General features: G+C 67.3%; 14 protein-coding genes. 5 read left to right on the top strand and 9 right to left on the bottom strand.

Annotation, left to right across the window (positions count from 1 at the left end; genetic code table 11):
* Positions 1-320 precede the first annotated feature (320 nt).
* From EIZ45_RS20080 to gatC, 4 genes are read right to left on the bottom strand one after another with little or no spacing between them, the layout of a single operon-like run.
* Complete coding sequence (locus EIZ45_RS20080; protein WP_134665601.1) at positions 321-839, bottom strand: hypothetical protein; 519 nt, start codon at positions 837-839, stop codon at positions 321-323.
* Complete coding sequence (gene gatB / locus EIZ45_RS20075) at positions 840-2,345, bottom strand: Asp-tRNA(Asn)/Glu-tRNA(Gln) amidotransferase subunit GatB (protein WP_037811785.1); 1,506 nt, start codon at positions 2,343-2,345, stop codon at positions 840-842. It abuts the gene before it with no gap.
* The gene (gene gatA / locus EIZ45_RS20070) at positions 2,342-3,859 is read right to left on the bottom strand and encodes an Asp-tRNA(Asn)/Glu-tRNA(Gln) amidotransferase subunit GatA (protein WP_134665604.1); all 1,518 of its coding nucleotides are present in this window, start codon (positions 3,857-3,859) and stop codon (positions 2,342-2,344) included. Before gatA ends, gatB begins: the two co-directional genes overlap by 4 nt.
* Positions 3,856-4,155: an Asp-tRNA(Asn)/Glu-tRNA(Gln) amidotransferase subunit GatC gene (gene gatC, locus EIZ45_RS20065; RefSeq protein WP_037811790.1), complete on the bottom strand. Its 300-nt coding sequence runs from the start codon at positions 4,153-4,155 to the stop codon at positions 3,856-3,858. The genes gatA and gatC overlap by 4 nt, the downstream gene beginning before the upstream one ends.
* A gap of 221 nt (positions 4,156-4,376) precedes the next feature.
* On the opposite strand from gatC, the gene EIZ45_RS20060 reads away from it, so the two are divergent.
* The gene (locus EIZ45_RS20060) at positions 4,377-5,030 is read left to right on the top strand and encodes an amino acid-binding protein (protein WP_037716711.1); all 654 of its coding nucleotides are present in this window, start codon (positions 4,377-4,379) and stop codon (positions 5,028-5,030) included.
* Positions 5,031-5,267: 237 nt separating this feature from the next.
* Here the strand turns inward: EIZ45_RS20060 and EIZ45_RS20055 are convergent, their stop codons facing one another.
* The 5 genes from EIZ45_RS20055 to EIZ45_RS20035 form a co-directional block, all read right to left on the bottom strand.
* Positions 5,268-5,672 carry a PASTA domain-containing protein gene (locus EIZ45_RS20055; protein ID WP_134665606.1) on the bottom strand — a complete coding sequence of 135 codons (405 nt, stop codon included), beginning with the start codon at positions 5,670-5,672 and terminating at the stop codon, positions 5,268-5,270.
* A 323-nt stretch (positions 5,673-5,995) separates the two neighbouring features.
* Entirely contained in the window at positions 5,996-6,490 is a 495-nt protein-coding gene (locus EIZ45_RS20050; protein WP_037811794.1) for a GNAT family N-acetyltransferase, read from the bottom strand.
* On the bottom strand, positions 6,483-8,642 hold the full coding sequence (ligA, locus tag EIZ45_RS20045) for an NAD-dependent DNA ligase LigA (protein WP_037811796.1): 2,160 nt from the start codon (positions 8,640-8,642) through the stop codon (positions 6,483-6,485). The genes EIZ45_RS20050 and ligA overlap by 8 nt, the downstream gene beginning before the upstream one ends.
* An 11-nt stretch (positions 8,643-8,653) precedes the next feature.
* Positions 8,654-9,364, bottom strand: a complete 711-nt coding sequence (locus EIZ45_RS20040) for a hypothetical protein (RefSeq protein WP_134665608.1) — start codon at positions 9,362-9,364, stop codon at positions 8,654-8,656.
* Between the two features lie 72 nt (positions 9,365-9,436).
* Positions 9,437-10,471: a methionine synthase gene (locus EIZ45_RS20035; protein ID WP_037811800.1), complete on the bottom strand. Its 1,035-nt coding sequence runs from the start codon at positions 10,469-10,471 to the stop codon at positions 9,437-9,439.
* Between the two features lie 20 nt (positions 10,472-10,491).
* Here EIZ45_RS20035 and EIZ45_RS20030 point away from each other — a divergent pair, with 20 nt between their 5' ends.
* The 4 genes from EIZ45_RS20030 to EIZ45_RS20015 all read left to right on the top strand — a co-directional run bounded on the left by EIZ45_RS20030 (position 10,492) and on the right by EIZ45_RS20015 (position 14,389).
* Positions 10,492-11,316 carry a hypothetical protein gene (locus EIZ45_RS20030; RefSeq protein ID WP_238607920.1) on the top strand — a complete coding sequence of 275 codons (825 nt, stop codon included), beginning with the start codon at positions 10,492-10,494 and terminating at the stop codon, positions 11,314-11,316.
* 104 nt (positions 11,317-11,420) lie between these two features.
* Positions 11,421-12,464 (top strand): MBL fold metallo-hydrolase, encoded by a 1,044-nt coding sequence (locus tag EIZ45_RS20025; protein ID WP_037811804.1) that lies wholly within the window; start codon positions 11,421-11,423, stop codon positions 12,462-12,464.
* A 100-nt stretch (positions 12,465-12,564) separates the two neighbouring features.
* Positions 12,565-12,960: a GNAT family N-acetyltransferase gene (locus EIZ45_RS20020; RefSeq protein WP_051728874.1), complete on the top strand. Its 396-nt coding sequence runs from the start codon at positions 12,565-12,567 to the stop codon at positions 12,958-12,960.
* A 151-nt stretch (positions 12,961-13,111) separates the two neighbouring features.
* Complete coding sequence (locus EIZ45_RS20015; RefSeq protein WP_167756504.1) at positions 13,112-14,389, top strand: DUF222 domain-containing protein; 1,278 nt, start codon at positions 13,112-13,114, stop codon at positions 14,387-14,389.
* Positions 14,390-14,394: the final 5 nt, after the last annotated feature.

The raw sequence follows: 14,394 nt of genomic DNA, 5'->3' as shown, positions 1-14,394 counted from the left end.
TAGCCATTTAGTGGCGACAGCTGACCCGGTCGCGCGACATTCTGTTTCCACTCGAGCCGCCCGCTTGCCGTGGCCCGCCGCTCACAGGCCGACGCGAAGCCCTGCCAGAGTCGCCGCTCAACGGCGAATCCACCAACCCGCTTCCCGGCTGAGCATGCGTCGCCGCTCAACGCCCCATCCGCTAAGCGTCGACTCCCGATCCGAGCACCCGTCGCCAGCCAGCGGCGAATCCCCCGAAGCCAGCCGACGAGAAACCAACCCCGTCGCCACTGAGCGGCGAATCTGCCGGAAGCCCAGCCAGAACCAGCCCGCGTCGCCGTTCAGCGGCGACGACGGGAAGCCCGGCTCTCCGCCCGAGCCGCCCGGATGTCCACGATCGCCACCACGACCGACCCGACCGCGAATGCCATCCCGAGATACCGCCCGACCCCGCCCGAGATCGACACGCCCGCAGCGTCCAGGAACGCCCGTTGATCGCTGTCGAACACCCAGTCCAGCGTCGTCCAGCCGATCACCATCAGCAAAACCGTCGCCAGGCCGCCCACCAGCCACAACTGCGGCAGCCCGCTCACTCGTGCCTTCGTGACCTGCCCGAACAGGACCACTCCAAGGCCGACCACGGCCAGGAGCAACGGCGGACCCCACGAGAAAAGATCCGAATTCCACGCCGTGCGCACGACGTCGCTGTGCGGCAACGTCTTGAACGCCTCGCGGACATCGGACGTCGCGGTGTCCGCCGACAACACAGTCCAGGGCAGGGCTGTCGACCCGGCCGCGAGCAGCCCTGCCGCCAGGCCGAGCCACTCGCGCCAGGTGACGCGTCGAAGCGAAAAAGCCACTCAGGAACCGACGCGCTCGATGATCAGCTCGCGCACCCGCTTGGCGTCGGCCTGGCCCTTGGTCGCCTTCATGACCGCGCCGACGATCGCGCCTGCCGCGGCGACCTTGCCGCCGCGGATCTTGTCGGCGATGTCCGGCTGCGCGGCCAGAGCTTCGTCGACCGCGGTGAGCAGCGCCGAATCGTCGGAAACGACCTTCAGGCCGCGCTTCTCGACGACCTCGCGCGGCGAACCCTCGCCCGCGAGAACGCCCTGCACGACCTCCTTGGCGAGCTTGTTCGTCAGCTCCCCGGAGGACACGAGCCCGATCACCTCGGCGACCTGCGCCGGCGTGATCGCCAGTTCGGCAAGCTCGACCTCGCGCGTGTTCGCTTCCTGCGCCAGCGTGTTGACCCACCAGCCGCGCGCCTCGTCCGGCGTCGCACCGGCTTCGACCGTCGCCGCGACGAGGTCCACGGCACCGACGTTCAGCAGGTCGCGCAGCGCCTCGTCGGAGAGCTTCCACTCTTCCTGGATCCGCTTGCGCCGCTCCCACGGCATCTCCGGCAGCGTCGCGCGCAGCTCCTCGACCCACTCGCGCGACGGCGCGATCGGCACGAGGTCGGGCTCCGGGAAGTACCGGTAGTCCTCCGCGGTTTCCTTGGCGCGCCCGGACGACGTGGTGCCGTCGGCCTCCTGGAAGTGCCGCGTCTCCTGCCGGATCGACCCGCCTTCGGCGAGAATCGCCGCCTGGCGCGTCATCTCGTACCGCACCGCGCGCTCGACACTGCGCAGCGAGTTGACGTTCTTCGTCTCGGTGCGCGTGCCGAATTCCGTCGCGTCCTTGGCCATCAGCGACACGTTCGCGTCGCAGCGCAGCGAGCCCTGGTCCATGCGGACGTCGGACACGTCGAGCGCTCGCAGCAGATCGCGCAGCGCGGTGACGTACGCGCGCGCCACCTCGGGCGCCCGCTCGCCGGTGCCGGTGATCGGCTTGGTGACGATCTCGATCAGCGGCACGCCGGCGCGGTTGTAGTCGAGCAGCGAGTGCTCGGCACCGTGGATCCGGCCGGTCGCGCCGCCGATGTGCAGCGACTTGCCGGTGTCCTCCTCCATGTGCGCGCGCTCGATCTCGACGCGCACGACCTCGCCGTCGTCCAGCGTCACGTCGAGGTAGCCGTCGAACGCGATCGGCTCGTCGTACTGCGACGTCTGGAAGTTCTTCGGCATGTCCGGGTAGAAGTAGTTCTTCCGGGCGAACCGGCACCACTCCGCGATCTCGCAGTTGAGCGCGAGACCGATCCGGATCGCGCCCTCGACCGCCTTGCCGTTCACCGCAGGCAGCGAACCGGGCAGGCCGAGGCAGGTCGGGCACGTCTTGGTGTTCGGCTCGCCGCCGAACTCGTTGACGCAGCCGCAGAACATCTTCGTGTTCGTGCTGAGCTCCACGTGGACCTCGAGCCCGAGCACGGGGTCGAACCGCTCGATGACCTCGGCGTAGTCCATCAACTCGGCCACGGCAGTCACTTCGTTCCTCCCAGCTCCGGAGCCTGGTGCACGAGCGAGCCGCCGGCAGCGGCGTCGCGCGCGGCCTCGTACGCGGCGCCGACGCGGTACAGCCGGTCGTCGGCGAGCGCCGGGGCCATGATCTGCAGGCCGACCGGCAGCCCGTCCTCGTCGGACAGTCCGCTCGGGACGCTCATGGCGGCGTTGCCCGCGAGGTTCGACGGGATGGTGCACAGGTCGGCGAGGTACATCGCCATCGGGTCGTCCACGCGCTCGCCGAGCTTGAACGCCGTGGTCGGCGTCGTCGGCGACACGAGCACGTCGACCTTCTCGAAGGCCTGCGTGAAGTCGCGCGTGATGAGCGTGCGCACCTTCTGCGCGGAGCCGTAGTACGCGTCGTAGTAGCCCGACGAAAGCGCGTACGTGCCGAGCATGATGCGACGCTTCACTTCAGCGCCGAAGCCCTTCTCGCGGGTCAGCGACATCACTTCTTCGGCGCTGTGTTCGCCGTCGTCCGAGACGCGCAGGCCGTACCGCATCGCGTCGAAGCGCGCGAGGTTCGACGACGCTTCGCTCGGCGCGATCAGGTAGTACGCAGGCAGCGCGTACGTGAAGTGCGGGCACGACACCTCGACCACTTCGGCGCCGAGAGCGCGAAGCTGCTCCACGGCAGCCTGGAACGAGCGCAGCACGCCTGCCTGGTAGCCGTCGCCGCCGAACTCCTTCACGACGCCGACGCGTACGCCGGACAGGTCGCCCTTCGCGCCTTCGCGCGCCGCGGCGACAACCGGCGGCACCGGTGCGTTGATGGACGTCGAGTCCATCGGGTCGTAACCAGCGATCGCTTCGTGCAGCAGCGCGGCGTCAAGCACCGTACGCGCGCACGGCCCGGCCTGGTCAAGCGAAGACGAGAACGCCACGAGCCCGTAGCGCGACACTCCGCCGTACGTCGGCTTCACGCCCACAGTGCCGGTGACAGCGCCGGGCTGGCGGATCGAGCCGCCGGTGTCCGTGCCGATCGCGAGAGCCGCCTCGAACGCCGAGATCGCCGCGGAGGAGCCACCGCCCGAACCACCCGGGATGCGCGCGTGGTCCCACGGGTTGTGCGTCGGGCCGTACGCCGAGTTCTCCGTGGAGGAGCCCATCGCGAACTCGTCCATGTTCGTCTTGCCGAGGATCACGACGCCCGCTTCGCGCAGCTTGCGCGTGACGGTCGCGTCGTACGGCGGCAGCCATCCCTCGAGCGTGCGGGACCCGCAGGTCGTCGGGACGCCCTTCGTGGTCAGCACGTCCTTCAGCGCCAGCGGGACGCCCGCCAGCGGCGACGCCGGCTGCTCTCCCGCGGCCAGCTGCTCGTCGACGGCCTTGGCCGCGCCGAGCGCGCCTTCCGTGTCGACGTGCAGGAACGCGTGCACGTGGTCGTCCACCGCGGCGATCCGGTCCAGGTGCGCCTGCGCGACCTCGACGGCGGACACCTCGCGCGCGTGGATCTTCGCCGCCAGTTCGGCGGCGGTCAGCTTGACGAGTTCGCTCACTGTTCTTCTCCCAGGATCCGCGGCACCCGGAACCGGCCGTCCTCGGCGGCCGGCGCGGCGGCCAGCGCGTCCTGCTGCTCGAGACTGGGCCGGACGGTGTCCTCGCGGAAGACGTTCGTCAGCGGCACGGCGTGCGAGGTCGGCGGGACGTCTTCCTCGGCGACTTCGCTGACCTTCGCGACCGAGTCCAGGATCTGGTCGAGCTGGCCGGCGAAAACGTCCAGCTCGTCGTCGGTCACGGCCAGCCTGGCCAGCCTCGCGAGGTGTGCGACCTCGTCTCGGGAAATGTTGGGCACGCGGGTGACTCCCGGGGTGTGCTGTGCGGGTGCTCTCGGAAGCTGCAAGTCTATGGTGACGGCGTCGGACGGTTCGACCGGGTTATCGGGCCGCGGGCGCCGGGCAGGGCGTCCCGCTTGCCGGACAGCGGGCCCCCGCGGGTACCCGGTCTGTCACAATCGGCGCCCGGCAAGCGCGTCCCACGACAGGGCTGGGACGCCTGAGGCGAGAGGGGCGCGTGGTGTCGTTCCTGATCCGGGTCCAGCTACCGGACTCCCCCGGCACCCTCGGCGCGGTCGCGACCGCGCTCGGCACGGTCGGGGCCGACATCCTGAGCGTGGACGTGGTGGAACGTGGCGGCGGCCTCGCGATCGACGACCTGGTGGTCGAACTCCCGTCGGGCAGGCTCCCGGACGCGCTGATCACCGCGGCCGAGAGCGTGGAAGGCGTCGAGGTCGACGCGGTGCGGCCGTACGCGGGCATCCTCGACACCCATCGCGAGCTCGAACTGGTCGAGGAGATCGCCGCACAGCCGAAGGCCGGGTTGGATTTGCTCGCCGAAGGTGTGCCGAAGATCATCCGCGCCGGGTGGGCGGTGATCGTCGAGCACGCGGAATCGGGCCCTCGCCGCTTGGCTTCGTCGAGCGCGGCGCCGGAGAACCCGTTCACGGACTTGCCGTGGCTGCCGCTGGAACGTGCGACGGTTTTGGACGGCGAGGATTCGTGGGTCCCGGAGACGTGGAAGGAACTCGGCACCGAACTGGCCGCCACTCCGCTGGGCAAGCCGGGGAAGGCGATGCTCGTCGCGCGACCGGGCGGGCCCAACTTCCGTGCCGCGGAGGTCGCTCGGCTGGCGCACTTCGCCGGGATCGTCGCGGTGGTTCTGGACGGGTGACCCAGGGATTGGGTCAGATGTCCTGAAGGTGGTGGCCGAGCGGAGCGTCTGGCGGATCTTGGTTGCCGATAATCGGCGAATCGGCCGGTAAAAGGTCGTAGCCAGCACAAATTCAAGCCTGTCTCGGCCCTTCGTTGCACTGGAGTTCAGTCGCCGTCGACTGTCCTCAAGTGCAGACAATCTCCCTCATAAAGGTGAAACGGCTACCGGCTCCCCGGCTGCGCCAAACAGCGGCGATCAGCACTTGTCGGCATAGAGGGTGACGACTGTGCCAGCAGAAACCACGGTCCCAGGCTTGGGATCCTGCCCGGTCTGGCACCAGTTCCGGTCGATGATCATCATCCGCTTCTTCCCAGACGAATCGACCTCGCGCAGGTTGTACAGCCCAGCCGCCTGCATAGCGTCCTGCGCGTCCTGATGATTCATCCCGGACACGTCAGGGACTTTGATCGTCGCCGGCTGCGCAGTGCTGATCGGTGCGCTCACGGTCGCCGTCGCGGACTGGGTCGCCGTTGCGGTCACGGTGTCGCTCGTGACTGTCGTCGTCGAGGTGCCACCAGGTTGTGGGGCCGCGTTGCACGCAACAGCAAGAAACGCGGCAACGCCAACGACCGGTACTGCGGCTTGAACGAATTTCGCCATGCTCACGCTTCCTCGGTACGAGTCGGTACTTCACGCGTGACAGCTTGAGTCGAAGCCAGACATCCAGACGTTACAACGCGTACCCAGTCGAAGCTCGCCAAACAGGCGCGCCGACGCACAGCCCGTCCGTCAACGACAGCCTGGACCATTCCCGTCCGACCGACACTCACCGCCAGGACCGCCACAGCGCTCACCAGTACCCGACGGAAGCCCGGGCGGGGTTCGCCAAACCGTCGCCACTCAACGGCGAAAACCGGCGGCGAACCCCGTCCAACGCTTTCGCCAAAAAACGGCAAAAGTCCCTGACCAGCGAGAACGAGAGGTCAGAAGCCGTATTCGTAGGCGATCAAGTTGACGCCCGGATGCGGATGCCAGTCCCGCGCGGGCAAGCGCCGGAACCCAAGCCGCTCGTAGAGCCGGTGCGCCTTCCGCATCACGTCGAGGCTGCTCAGCACGACCCGGTCGACGCCGAGTTCCCGGCCACGGGTCAGCACCGCCTGGGTGAGCGCCTCCCCGACCCCTCGCCCGCGCGCCGCCTCCGCGACCGCCAGCATGCGGAACTCCAACTCCCCCGGCTGGGAAATCTCGGACAGCTTGCTCCCGGGCTGAACGATCGCGACCGAGCCCAAGACCTCTCCGTCCGGATCTACCGCGACCAGCAGCTCGGCGTGCTCCGCTCGCCCCGACACGTCACGGAGTTTCGCCTCGTACGCCGCGTCCGTGTCGAAGAATCCCTCGATCCGGTAAGCCTCGACGGTCACCTCGCCGAGCGCCTCGAACTCCTCCGGCCGCGCCGGACGAATCTCCACCTCACTCATCGCCGCCCTCAGCTTCCTCGTCCGCACCCGTGTCGAGCGCCAGTTCCGCAGCCGCCTCCGGGCCGCGCTCCAGCAGCGCGCGGAACCCGTTCTCGTCCAGCACCGGCACCTTCAACTGCACAGCCTTGTCGTACTTCGACCCCGGAGCTTCGCCCACCACAACGAACGCCGTCTTCTTCGACACCGATCCCGCCGCTTTGCCGCCGCGCGCCATGATGACCTCCTTTGCCTCGTCACGGGAAAACCCGTCCAGCGAACCGGTCACCACGATCGACAGGCCCTCGAGATTCCGCGGGATGGACTCGTCGCGCTCTTCCTCCATCCGAACCCCGGCCCGTCGCCATTTTTCGACGATTTCCCGGTGCCAGTCGACCTCGAACCATTCCTGCACGGCGTGCGCGATGGTCGGGCCGACGCCGTCGACGTCCGCGAGTTCCTCCTCGCTCGCGTCCTCGATCCGTTGCAACGAACCGAATTCGCGCGCGAGCGCCTGCGCCGCGGTCGGCCCGACATGCCGGATCGACAGCGCGACGATCACTTTCCACAGCGGACGGTCCTTCGCCGAATCGAGGTTCGCCAGAAGCTTCCGCGCGTTCGCCGACAGGTCGCCTGCCTTGGTGCGGAACAACTCCACCTCGGCTAGCGCCTCCTCGGTGAGGTCGAATACGTCGCCCTCGTCAGCGACCACCCTGGCGTCGAGCAGCGCAACTGCCGCCTCGTACCCGAGCACCTCGATGTCGAACGCACCGCGACCGGCGAGATGGAACAGCCGTTCCCGCAGCTGCGCAGGACAGAACCGGGTGTTCGGACACCGGATGTCCTTGTCGCCTTCCTTTTGATAGGCGAGTTCCGTGCCGCATTCCGGACATTCGGTGGGCATGACGAATTCGCGCTCGTCACCGGTCCGCGCGTCGACGACGGGACCGAGCACCTCGGGAATCACGTCGCCGGCCTTGCGGATCACGATCCGGTCGCCGATCAGCACGCCCTTGCGCTTGACCTCTTCTTGGTTGTGCAGCGTCGCCCGCGCGACCGTCGAGCCCGCGACTTTCACCGGCTCGGTGACGGCGAACGGGGTGACCCGACCTGTACGCCCGACCCCGACCTGGATGTCGAGCAGCGTCGTGATCGCCTCTTCCGGCGGATACTTGTACGCGATCGCCCACCGCGGCGCACGCGACGTGGTGCCGAGCCGGCGCTGCAAAGCGACCTGATCGACCTTGATCACCACGCCGTCGATCTCGTGCTCGGCGTCGTGCCGATGTTCACCCCAATAGGCGATGTGATCGGTGAGTTCCTTGCCGGTCCGCAGCACTCGCGTGTGCGGCGACACCGGCAACCCCCACGCCGCCAACGCGTCGTAAGCATGCGACTGCGTGACCGGCTCGAAACCATCGCGCTTGCCGAGACCGTGGCAGATCAGCCGCAGCCGGCGCTCGCGGGTGATTTTCGGGTCCTTCTGCCGCAGCGACCCGGCAGCGGTGTTGCGCGGGTTCGCGTACGGCAACTTGCCCGCCTCGACCATCTTCGCGTTCAGCTCAAGGAAGTCCTCGACGCGGAAGTAGACCTCGCCGCGCACTTCGACGAGCTTCGGCACTGGGAACTCGTCGGTGCCGGTGAGCTGGTCCGGTACCTGATCGAGGGTGCGAATGTTGAGCGTGACGTCCTCGCCCGTACGCCCGTCGCCGCGGGTAAGGCCCCTGGTGAGCTTGCCGTTTTCGTAGAGCAGGTTGATGGCGAGCCCGTCGATCTTCAACTCGGCCAAATACTCCGTGGACCCGATTTCCTTCTCGACCCGTTCGACCCAGGTGAGGAACTCCTCGGTGTCGAACACGTTGTCCAGGCTCAGCATGCGCTCGAGATGGTCGTGCGCGACGAACTCGGTGGAGAACGTGCCGCCGACGTTCTGGGTCGGCGAATCCGGCGTGACCAGCGCCGGGTACTCGTCCTCGATCTCCTGGAGATCGCTGAGGAGCGCGTCGAACTGGCCGTCGGAGACGATCGGCGAATCCAGCACGTAGTACCGGAACTGATGGCCGCGGATCTCCTCGGCGAGCGCGCCGTGCCGCTCGCGCACGTCGGCCGGTACGTCGGTCACGTCCTGGGCGGCCTCCACGGCCGCCTGGTCTTGGGGAAGGTCGGTGCTGCTCACAGGTGGTGAGCCTAGCCGGAGGCACCGACACTTTCGTCCGGTCGCTCCGTCAGTCCGCGGACCAGCTCCCGGAACTCCAGCAGATCGATCGTGCCCTCCGGCACCGCCTCGGCGGTCTCGACCCGGCGGAGCCTCTCGGCGGCCAGACGCTCGCCTAACGTCGCGTCGAGCGGCAGGAACGTCATCGTGGTGCGGGCAGCCTCGTCCAGCTCCGCGAACGCCGGATGATGGACTGCGACGTCGACCACGCCATCGTCCACCTGCGCGACAACCCGGACATCGGCCAGCGAGATCCGATGCTCGCCCAGGTTCACCGTCACCTCTGTCGGGTCCGGGACCGGAGGCACCGAATCGTGGTACTCCCAGATCGCGTCGTCCGGCGGTCCAGCCGCTTTCCACGCGTCGGTGTACGGGCGCAGCTCCGGGTCTTCCTGCCCGCTCACGACCAACGCGTAGATGGCGGTCCGGCCGCGTTCGAGCGAGAAGTGCAGCCGCGGGTGCAGCGCCTCGACCAGCACGCACAGATCGTGCTCGACCCGATGCGGCTCGCCTTCGCCCAGCGCAGCACTGACTTCGGGCAGGAGGTCGTACCACCCTTCCCAGAACGCAGCCGCCTCGGCGACGGCGTCAGACGGCACCTGCTGCTCAGGCCATGGCGTACGGGGATCTGGCGGCGCGGCCTCGGTGTCGGCTTCCGAGCGGCGACGACGGAACAAGCGCATGATTCGAAATTCCCCCGGTTGCTTCTCTTCGCCAGCCACGGTACGCGTCACGGCAGCGGCGCGTCCGCGAAATCACCAGTTCTCGGGTGGCTCCACGAACCCTTTGCCCAGGTCGCTACTAAGAGCGAGCGCGCGGCGCATCCACTCGTTCGTGGCACCGGCCAGCCCACACGCCGGCGTCGGAACCGCACGCTCGGCCAGGATTGAACGGTTGAACCCCAGCCGGTCCACGAGCTTGAGCGCCGGCGAAGCGAGGTCCTTCAGGCCGGGAGCCGTCACCGGGTCCGTAGCCGGTACGAGGCCCAAGAAGAACGAGATACCGCTGTCCCAAGCCTCGCCAATCTCGTCCAGGAGCTCGGCGGACGCCCCGGCAAGCAGGCTGACGTCCAACGCGATGGCCCCGGCACCCGCGGCACGGAGGAGCGCGATCGGCGGCCGCGGAGCGCAGCAGTGGACGATGACTGGCTGCCCAGTCAACGCGCCGATCCGTTCGATCGTCGTCGCAAGCAGCTCCCGAACCTCAGGCTCAGGCACCGCCGGCACGTTGCCGTAACCCGACGGAGTCGACAGTTTTCCGGCAAGAACAGCAGGCAACGACGGCTCGTCGAGCTGCACGACCACCGGTGCATCAGTCCTCGCGGTCAGCTCCGCGACATGCTGGGCAAGCCCGTCGAGGAGTGACGCGGTGAAGTCCCGTAACGCCCCGCGGTCAGTGAGCACCCGGTGTCCGCGGGCAAGCTCGATCCCCGCGCCGAGCGTCCACGGCCCAGCGATCTGGGTCTTGAGAACGGCCGGCGCGCCAGCGTTCTCGCGGGCAGCTTGGACGGCGTCGAGGTCCCACTGGAGCAGGTCACGCCCGCGACGATGCTCGTGACCGGGCCGCCCGGCCACGCGGTAACCGCTCGGCACAACCTCGATCGCCAGGTCGACGAGCAACGCCGCGGTCCGGCCGACCAGGTCGGCACCGACGCCACGAGCCGGCAATTCGGGCACATACGGGAAGCCGGGAAGCTCTCCGAACACCACGGCAGCGGCCTCGACGGGATCGGTCCCCGGCATAGACCCGATTCCCGTTGCCGCGCCCGCGGGCCAAGGTCGTTCAGTCACAGGCCGGATTGTCGCGGAACGTGCGGGTGCTGTCCGCACCGCCCCTGTGGACAAGCTTCACCCAGCCGCGCGGCAATAGCCGGACATTCGCCGCATATCCCTTTGCCTGCACCGAATTCGCGGTCACCGCGTTAGTCTGGATCGTCATGACCAGCTCCGCCCCGCCACCGCCCGGCAAAACACCCGGTGACGCATCCGCCCGGGAGCCGCGACGGGGCAGCATGCCCGGCGCACCGGGCCGCCGGGCTTCAAGCCGCTCCTTTGAGCGCACTCTCTTCACCGAGCCGGTCCTTTACGTCAGCCGGGAGCCGAAGCCGACCACCGTCGGCCAGGAGTACGGCGTGTTCGACCGCCACGGCCTTCACATCGGCGACGTAGCCGTCATGACGCCCAGTTTTCTGCGCAGAGTCATTCAGCATCTGTGGAAATCCGGCCAGCACATCGGCCGGATGTTCGAGGTCCGCGACGCGAACCAGAGCACTGTCCTCAAGGTCGAGAAACCCGCGAAGGACCAGTTGGCCCGCTTCGTGGTCACCCGCGCGGACGGAACGCCAATCGGCGAAATCATCCCGACCGACGCAGGCCGCGTCCGTTTCACCCTTCGCGCCGAAGGCAAGACGATCGCCACCGTCATCGCCACTGGCCGGCAACGCTGGGAAGTCACGGTCGAGGACCCGGCCGGCGCAGAGGTCGCCCACGTCGGAGTTCCATCGCCGGAGCTTTCGCCGCTCAGCGGCAACGCCTGTCTCGTAGAGATCCCGCAGCAGGTCCCCGAGCCGCTGGCCAGCATGCTCATCGCGACAACGTTGACTATCGACCTCGCGCTCACCGCACCATCCGGCTGATCACGTGACCGGTGTCTCAGCCCCGCCAGGTGGACAGCGACCGGAATACGGCCCAATGTAAGGAAAGTCCGGGACGCCGAGGTCCCGCCTGGACGGAGGTCGCCGTGGAGCCGTTGCCCGAAGGCAGTTACTCGAACTGGGCCGATCCCGGGGTCTACGAAGTGGCCGCGGGCGTCTACCGGATCCCCTTGCCGCTCCCGAACGACGCCCTGCGCGCAGTCAACGTCTACGCCGTCACCGACGGCGCGAACCTCGTGCTCGTCGACTCGGGATGGGCCCTCACCGAATCTCGCCAGTTGCTGGCCGACGCACTCAAGGCGATCGACGCCGAACTCGGCGACGTCCGTGAGTTCCTCATCACCCACGTCCACCGCGACCACTACACACAGGCAGTCGCGCTTCGGCGGGAGTTCGGCAACCGGATCGCCCTAGGCAAGCTCGAGCAGCCTTCACTGGACGCGAGCGCCAACCCAAACCAGTTCCCCATGCAAGCCCAGCTCGATCTCCTTCGCCTCAGCGACGGACAAGAGGTCATCACCGCGCTCAGCAAGCTGTTCGGTTCGGAACCTCGCCACACCGAGGCGAATCTTTGGGAAGAGCCGGACGAATGGCTGACGCCCGGCCGGCGAGCGGTGCTGCCCGACCGTGAGTTCGACGTAGTCCACACCCCAGGGCACACCAACGGACATGTGGTTTTCGTCGACGGCGCAGCAAACCTGTTGTTCTCCGGCGACCACGTGCTCCCGCACATCACTCCGTCGATCGGCTTCCAGCCAGTTCCGGCTGAGTTGCCGCTGAACGACTATCTCGACTCCCTCCGTCTCGTTCGAGGCATGCCGGACCGGCGAATGCTGCCGGCTCATGGCCCAGTCACCGACAGCGTGCATGCCCGCGTCGACGAACTTCTCGAACACCACCGGCAACGTCTCGACACGATGGCGGCCCAGATCGAAGCAGGGGCAAGCACCGCTTTCGAAGCCGCCAACCGCCTCGGCTGGACCCGCCGCGGCCGCAAACTGTCCGAAATGGACGCCTTCAATCAGATGCTCGCCGTCCTGGAAACCGGCGCACACCTGGATCTGCTGGTCTCACAGAACAAGCTCACGGCCGAAGAAGTCGACGGCATTCGCCGCTACAAGACCACGTAGCGGTCGACCATCCCACGCTCACCCACTGGAATACTGAACTACCGTGCCTCCTACCACTGTGAGACGAGCTCGAGCCGACGATGTCGAAGCGATCGTCCAGATGCTTGCGGACGACCAACTGGGAGCAACCCGCGACTCGCCAGCCGACCTCGAGCCCTACCTGCAGGCTTTCAAAACCATTGATGCAGACCCAAATCAGCTACTGGTCGTCGCAACGTCAAACGACCGACCGGTAGCCACACTTCAGCTGACGATCATTCCCGGTCTCGCGCGGCGCGGAGCACTTCGCGGGCAAATCGAAGCCGCGCGCGTGCACCGCGATCACCGCAGCTCGGGCATGGGCGCACAACTCGTGCAGTGGGCCATCGACGAATCACGACGACGCGGCTGCAACCTGGTCCAGCTCACCTCGGACACAACGAGGACGGCAGCGCACCGCTTCTACGAACGATTGGGCTTCGTCGCGAGTCACACGGGTTTCAAGCTGCATCTCTGATCACTCCCTCCCGCAGCTTCAACCGTCCGCACGCTCGATAGCCCTGCCTTCACCGTGCCAGAGTTGCCACGCGGAAGCCAAGCGATTGCACGAGGGGTCCCCTCGTGCAATTTAGCTGACTGTGCTCGAATAACTGCGTATCGTGACGATCATGAGCAAGTCGACCGCGCCGGCGGATCACGTCGGCCAGACCACCACCACCACCACCGAAACCGCAGACCTCGCCTTCCTGCTCCGAACCATGCACGCGAACCTCAGCCTTTTCGATCGCTTGCAGCCAGACCAGTTGATAGCGGCAGTGAAGGATGCGAACCGGCAGATCGCCCGCTTGCAGGCGTTGCAGTTGCATTGCATGGCGGGCATGCGAAGACGAAGATCAGACCCGCACGAACTGGCGTGCGAGCTCGCGATTGCCTTGCATATCACCGATACCCGAGCCGGAGCGATGATCCACGCGGCCGAAGCTCTGGCCCACCGTCTGCCTCGAACTTTCCGGCTGATGGACCAGGGCAAGTTCGATCTCTACCGCGCCATGAAAGTCACCGACGGCACCAGCCAGCTGTCCGACCACCACGCGCGGATGGTCGACTACCTGCTCGAACACCGGCTGGAAGACAAGAACCCGACCCAAGTCCGCAAGGCGACCGCTTACGCCGCAACGAAAATCGACCCAGATGGGGCGATGAACCGACTGTCTCAGCGGAAAGCCGAGCGTCGCGTCATCCTGCAGCACCAGAGCGAAGGAATCTCGCGGTTCTCCATCGACAACGCCTCGACGGACAAAGCCGCAGCGGCCTACCTCCGCGTCGACAAGATCGCTCGGTCGCTCAAGACGGGCGACGAAAAGCGAACCCTCGACCAGCTGCGCGCTGACGTCGCGATCGATCTGCTGCTCAGCGGCAAGGGCGGCGTTCCCGAGCAGACCGAGGTGTACCTCTATGTCGATCTGAAGACATATCTAGGCCTCAACGAGAATCCCGCTGAGCTAGCCGGCCACGGTCATATCCCCGCCGAACTCGCGCGCCACATCGCGACTGGTCCCGACACGATCGTCCGCCGGGTCATCACTGACCCGCTGACCGGGCAAGTGATCGAGGTCGGCAAGTTCCGGTATCGGCCGAACATCGATGTCGAGGAGTTCGTGCGGGTCCGCGACCGTGAGTGCCGACAGCCCGGCTGCCCGCGGCCCGCGCACAACTGCCTCACGGAGCCGACCGGCCCCGATTCCGCGGACGCGGACTCGACTTTGAGCTACTGCCTACGTCACCGTCGTCTCAAGAATCGAGCCGACTGGAGCTATGAGGTCATGCAGGACGGGAAGCTGATCGTCACGACTCCGACGGGCGAGACGGCTGAAAGCGCGCCTCCGCCACTGCACGATCCACAGCCCACGCCGGAACAGCCTGAGGAGGAACGCCTAGGCGCGTAGAGAGA

The sequence above is a fragment of the Amycolatopsis sp. CFH S0740 genome, from assembly GCF_004522315.1.
GTDB classification, from domain to species: Bacteria; Actinomycetota; Actinomycetes; order Mycobacteriales; family Pseudonocardiaceae; genus Amycolatopsis; species Amycolatopsis nivea.
Note: the sequence above shows the minus strand (reverse complement) of the source record. Positions and strands in the feature narration are given on the sequence as shown.

Coding starts and splice junctions, on each gene's coding strand:
- EIZ45_RS20020 (WP_051728874.1), top strand. CDS start 12,565: ATGCTTGCGGACGACCAACTGGGAGCAACCCGCGACTCGCCAGCCGAC.
- EIZ45_RS20015 (WP_167756504.1), top strand. CDS start 13,112: ATGAGCAAGTCGACCGCGCCGGCGGATCACGTCGGCCAGACCACCACC.
- EIZ45_RS20050 (WP_037811794.1), bottom strand. CDS start 6,490: ATGAGTGAGGTGGAGATTCGTCCGGCGCGGCCGGAGGAGTTCGAGGCG.
- EIZ45_RS20055 (WP_134665606.1), bottom strand. CDS start 5,672: ATGGCGAAATTCGTTCAAGCCGCAGTACCGGTCGTTGGCGTTGCCGCG.
- EIZ45_RS20040 (WP_134665608.1), bottom strand. CDS start 9,364: ATGCGCTTGTTCCGTCGTCGCCGCTCGGAAGCCGACACCGAGGCCGCG.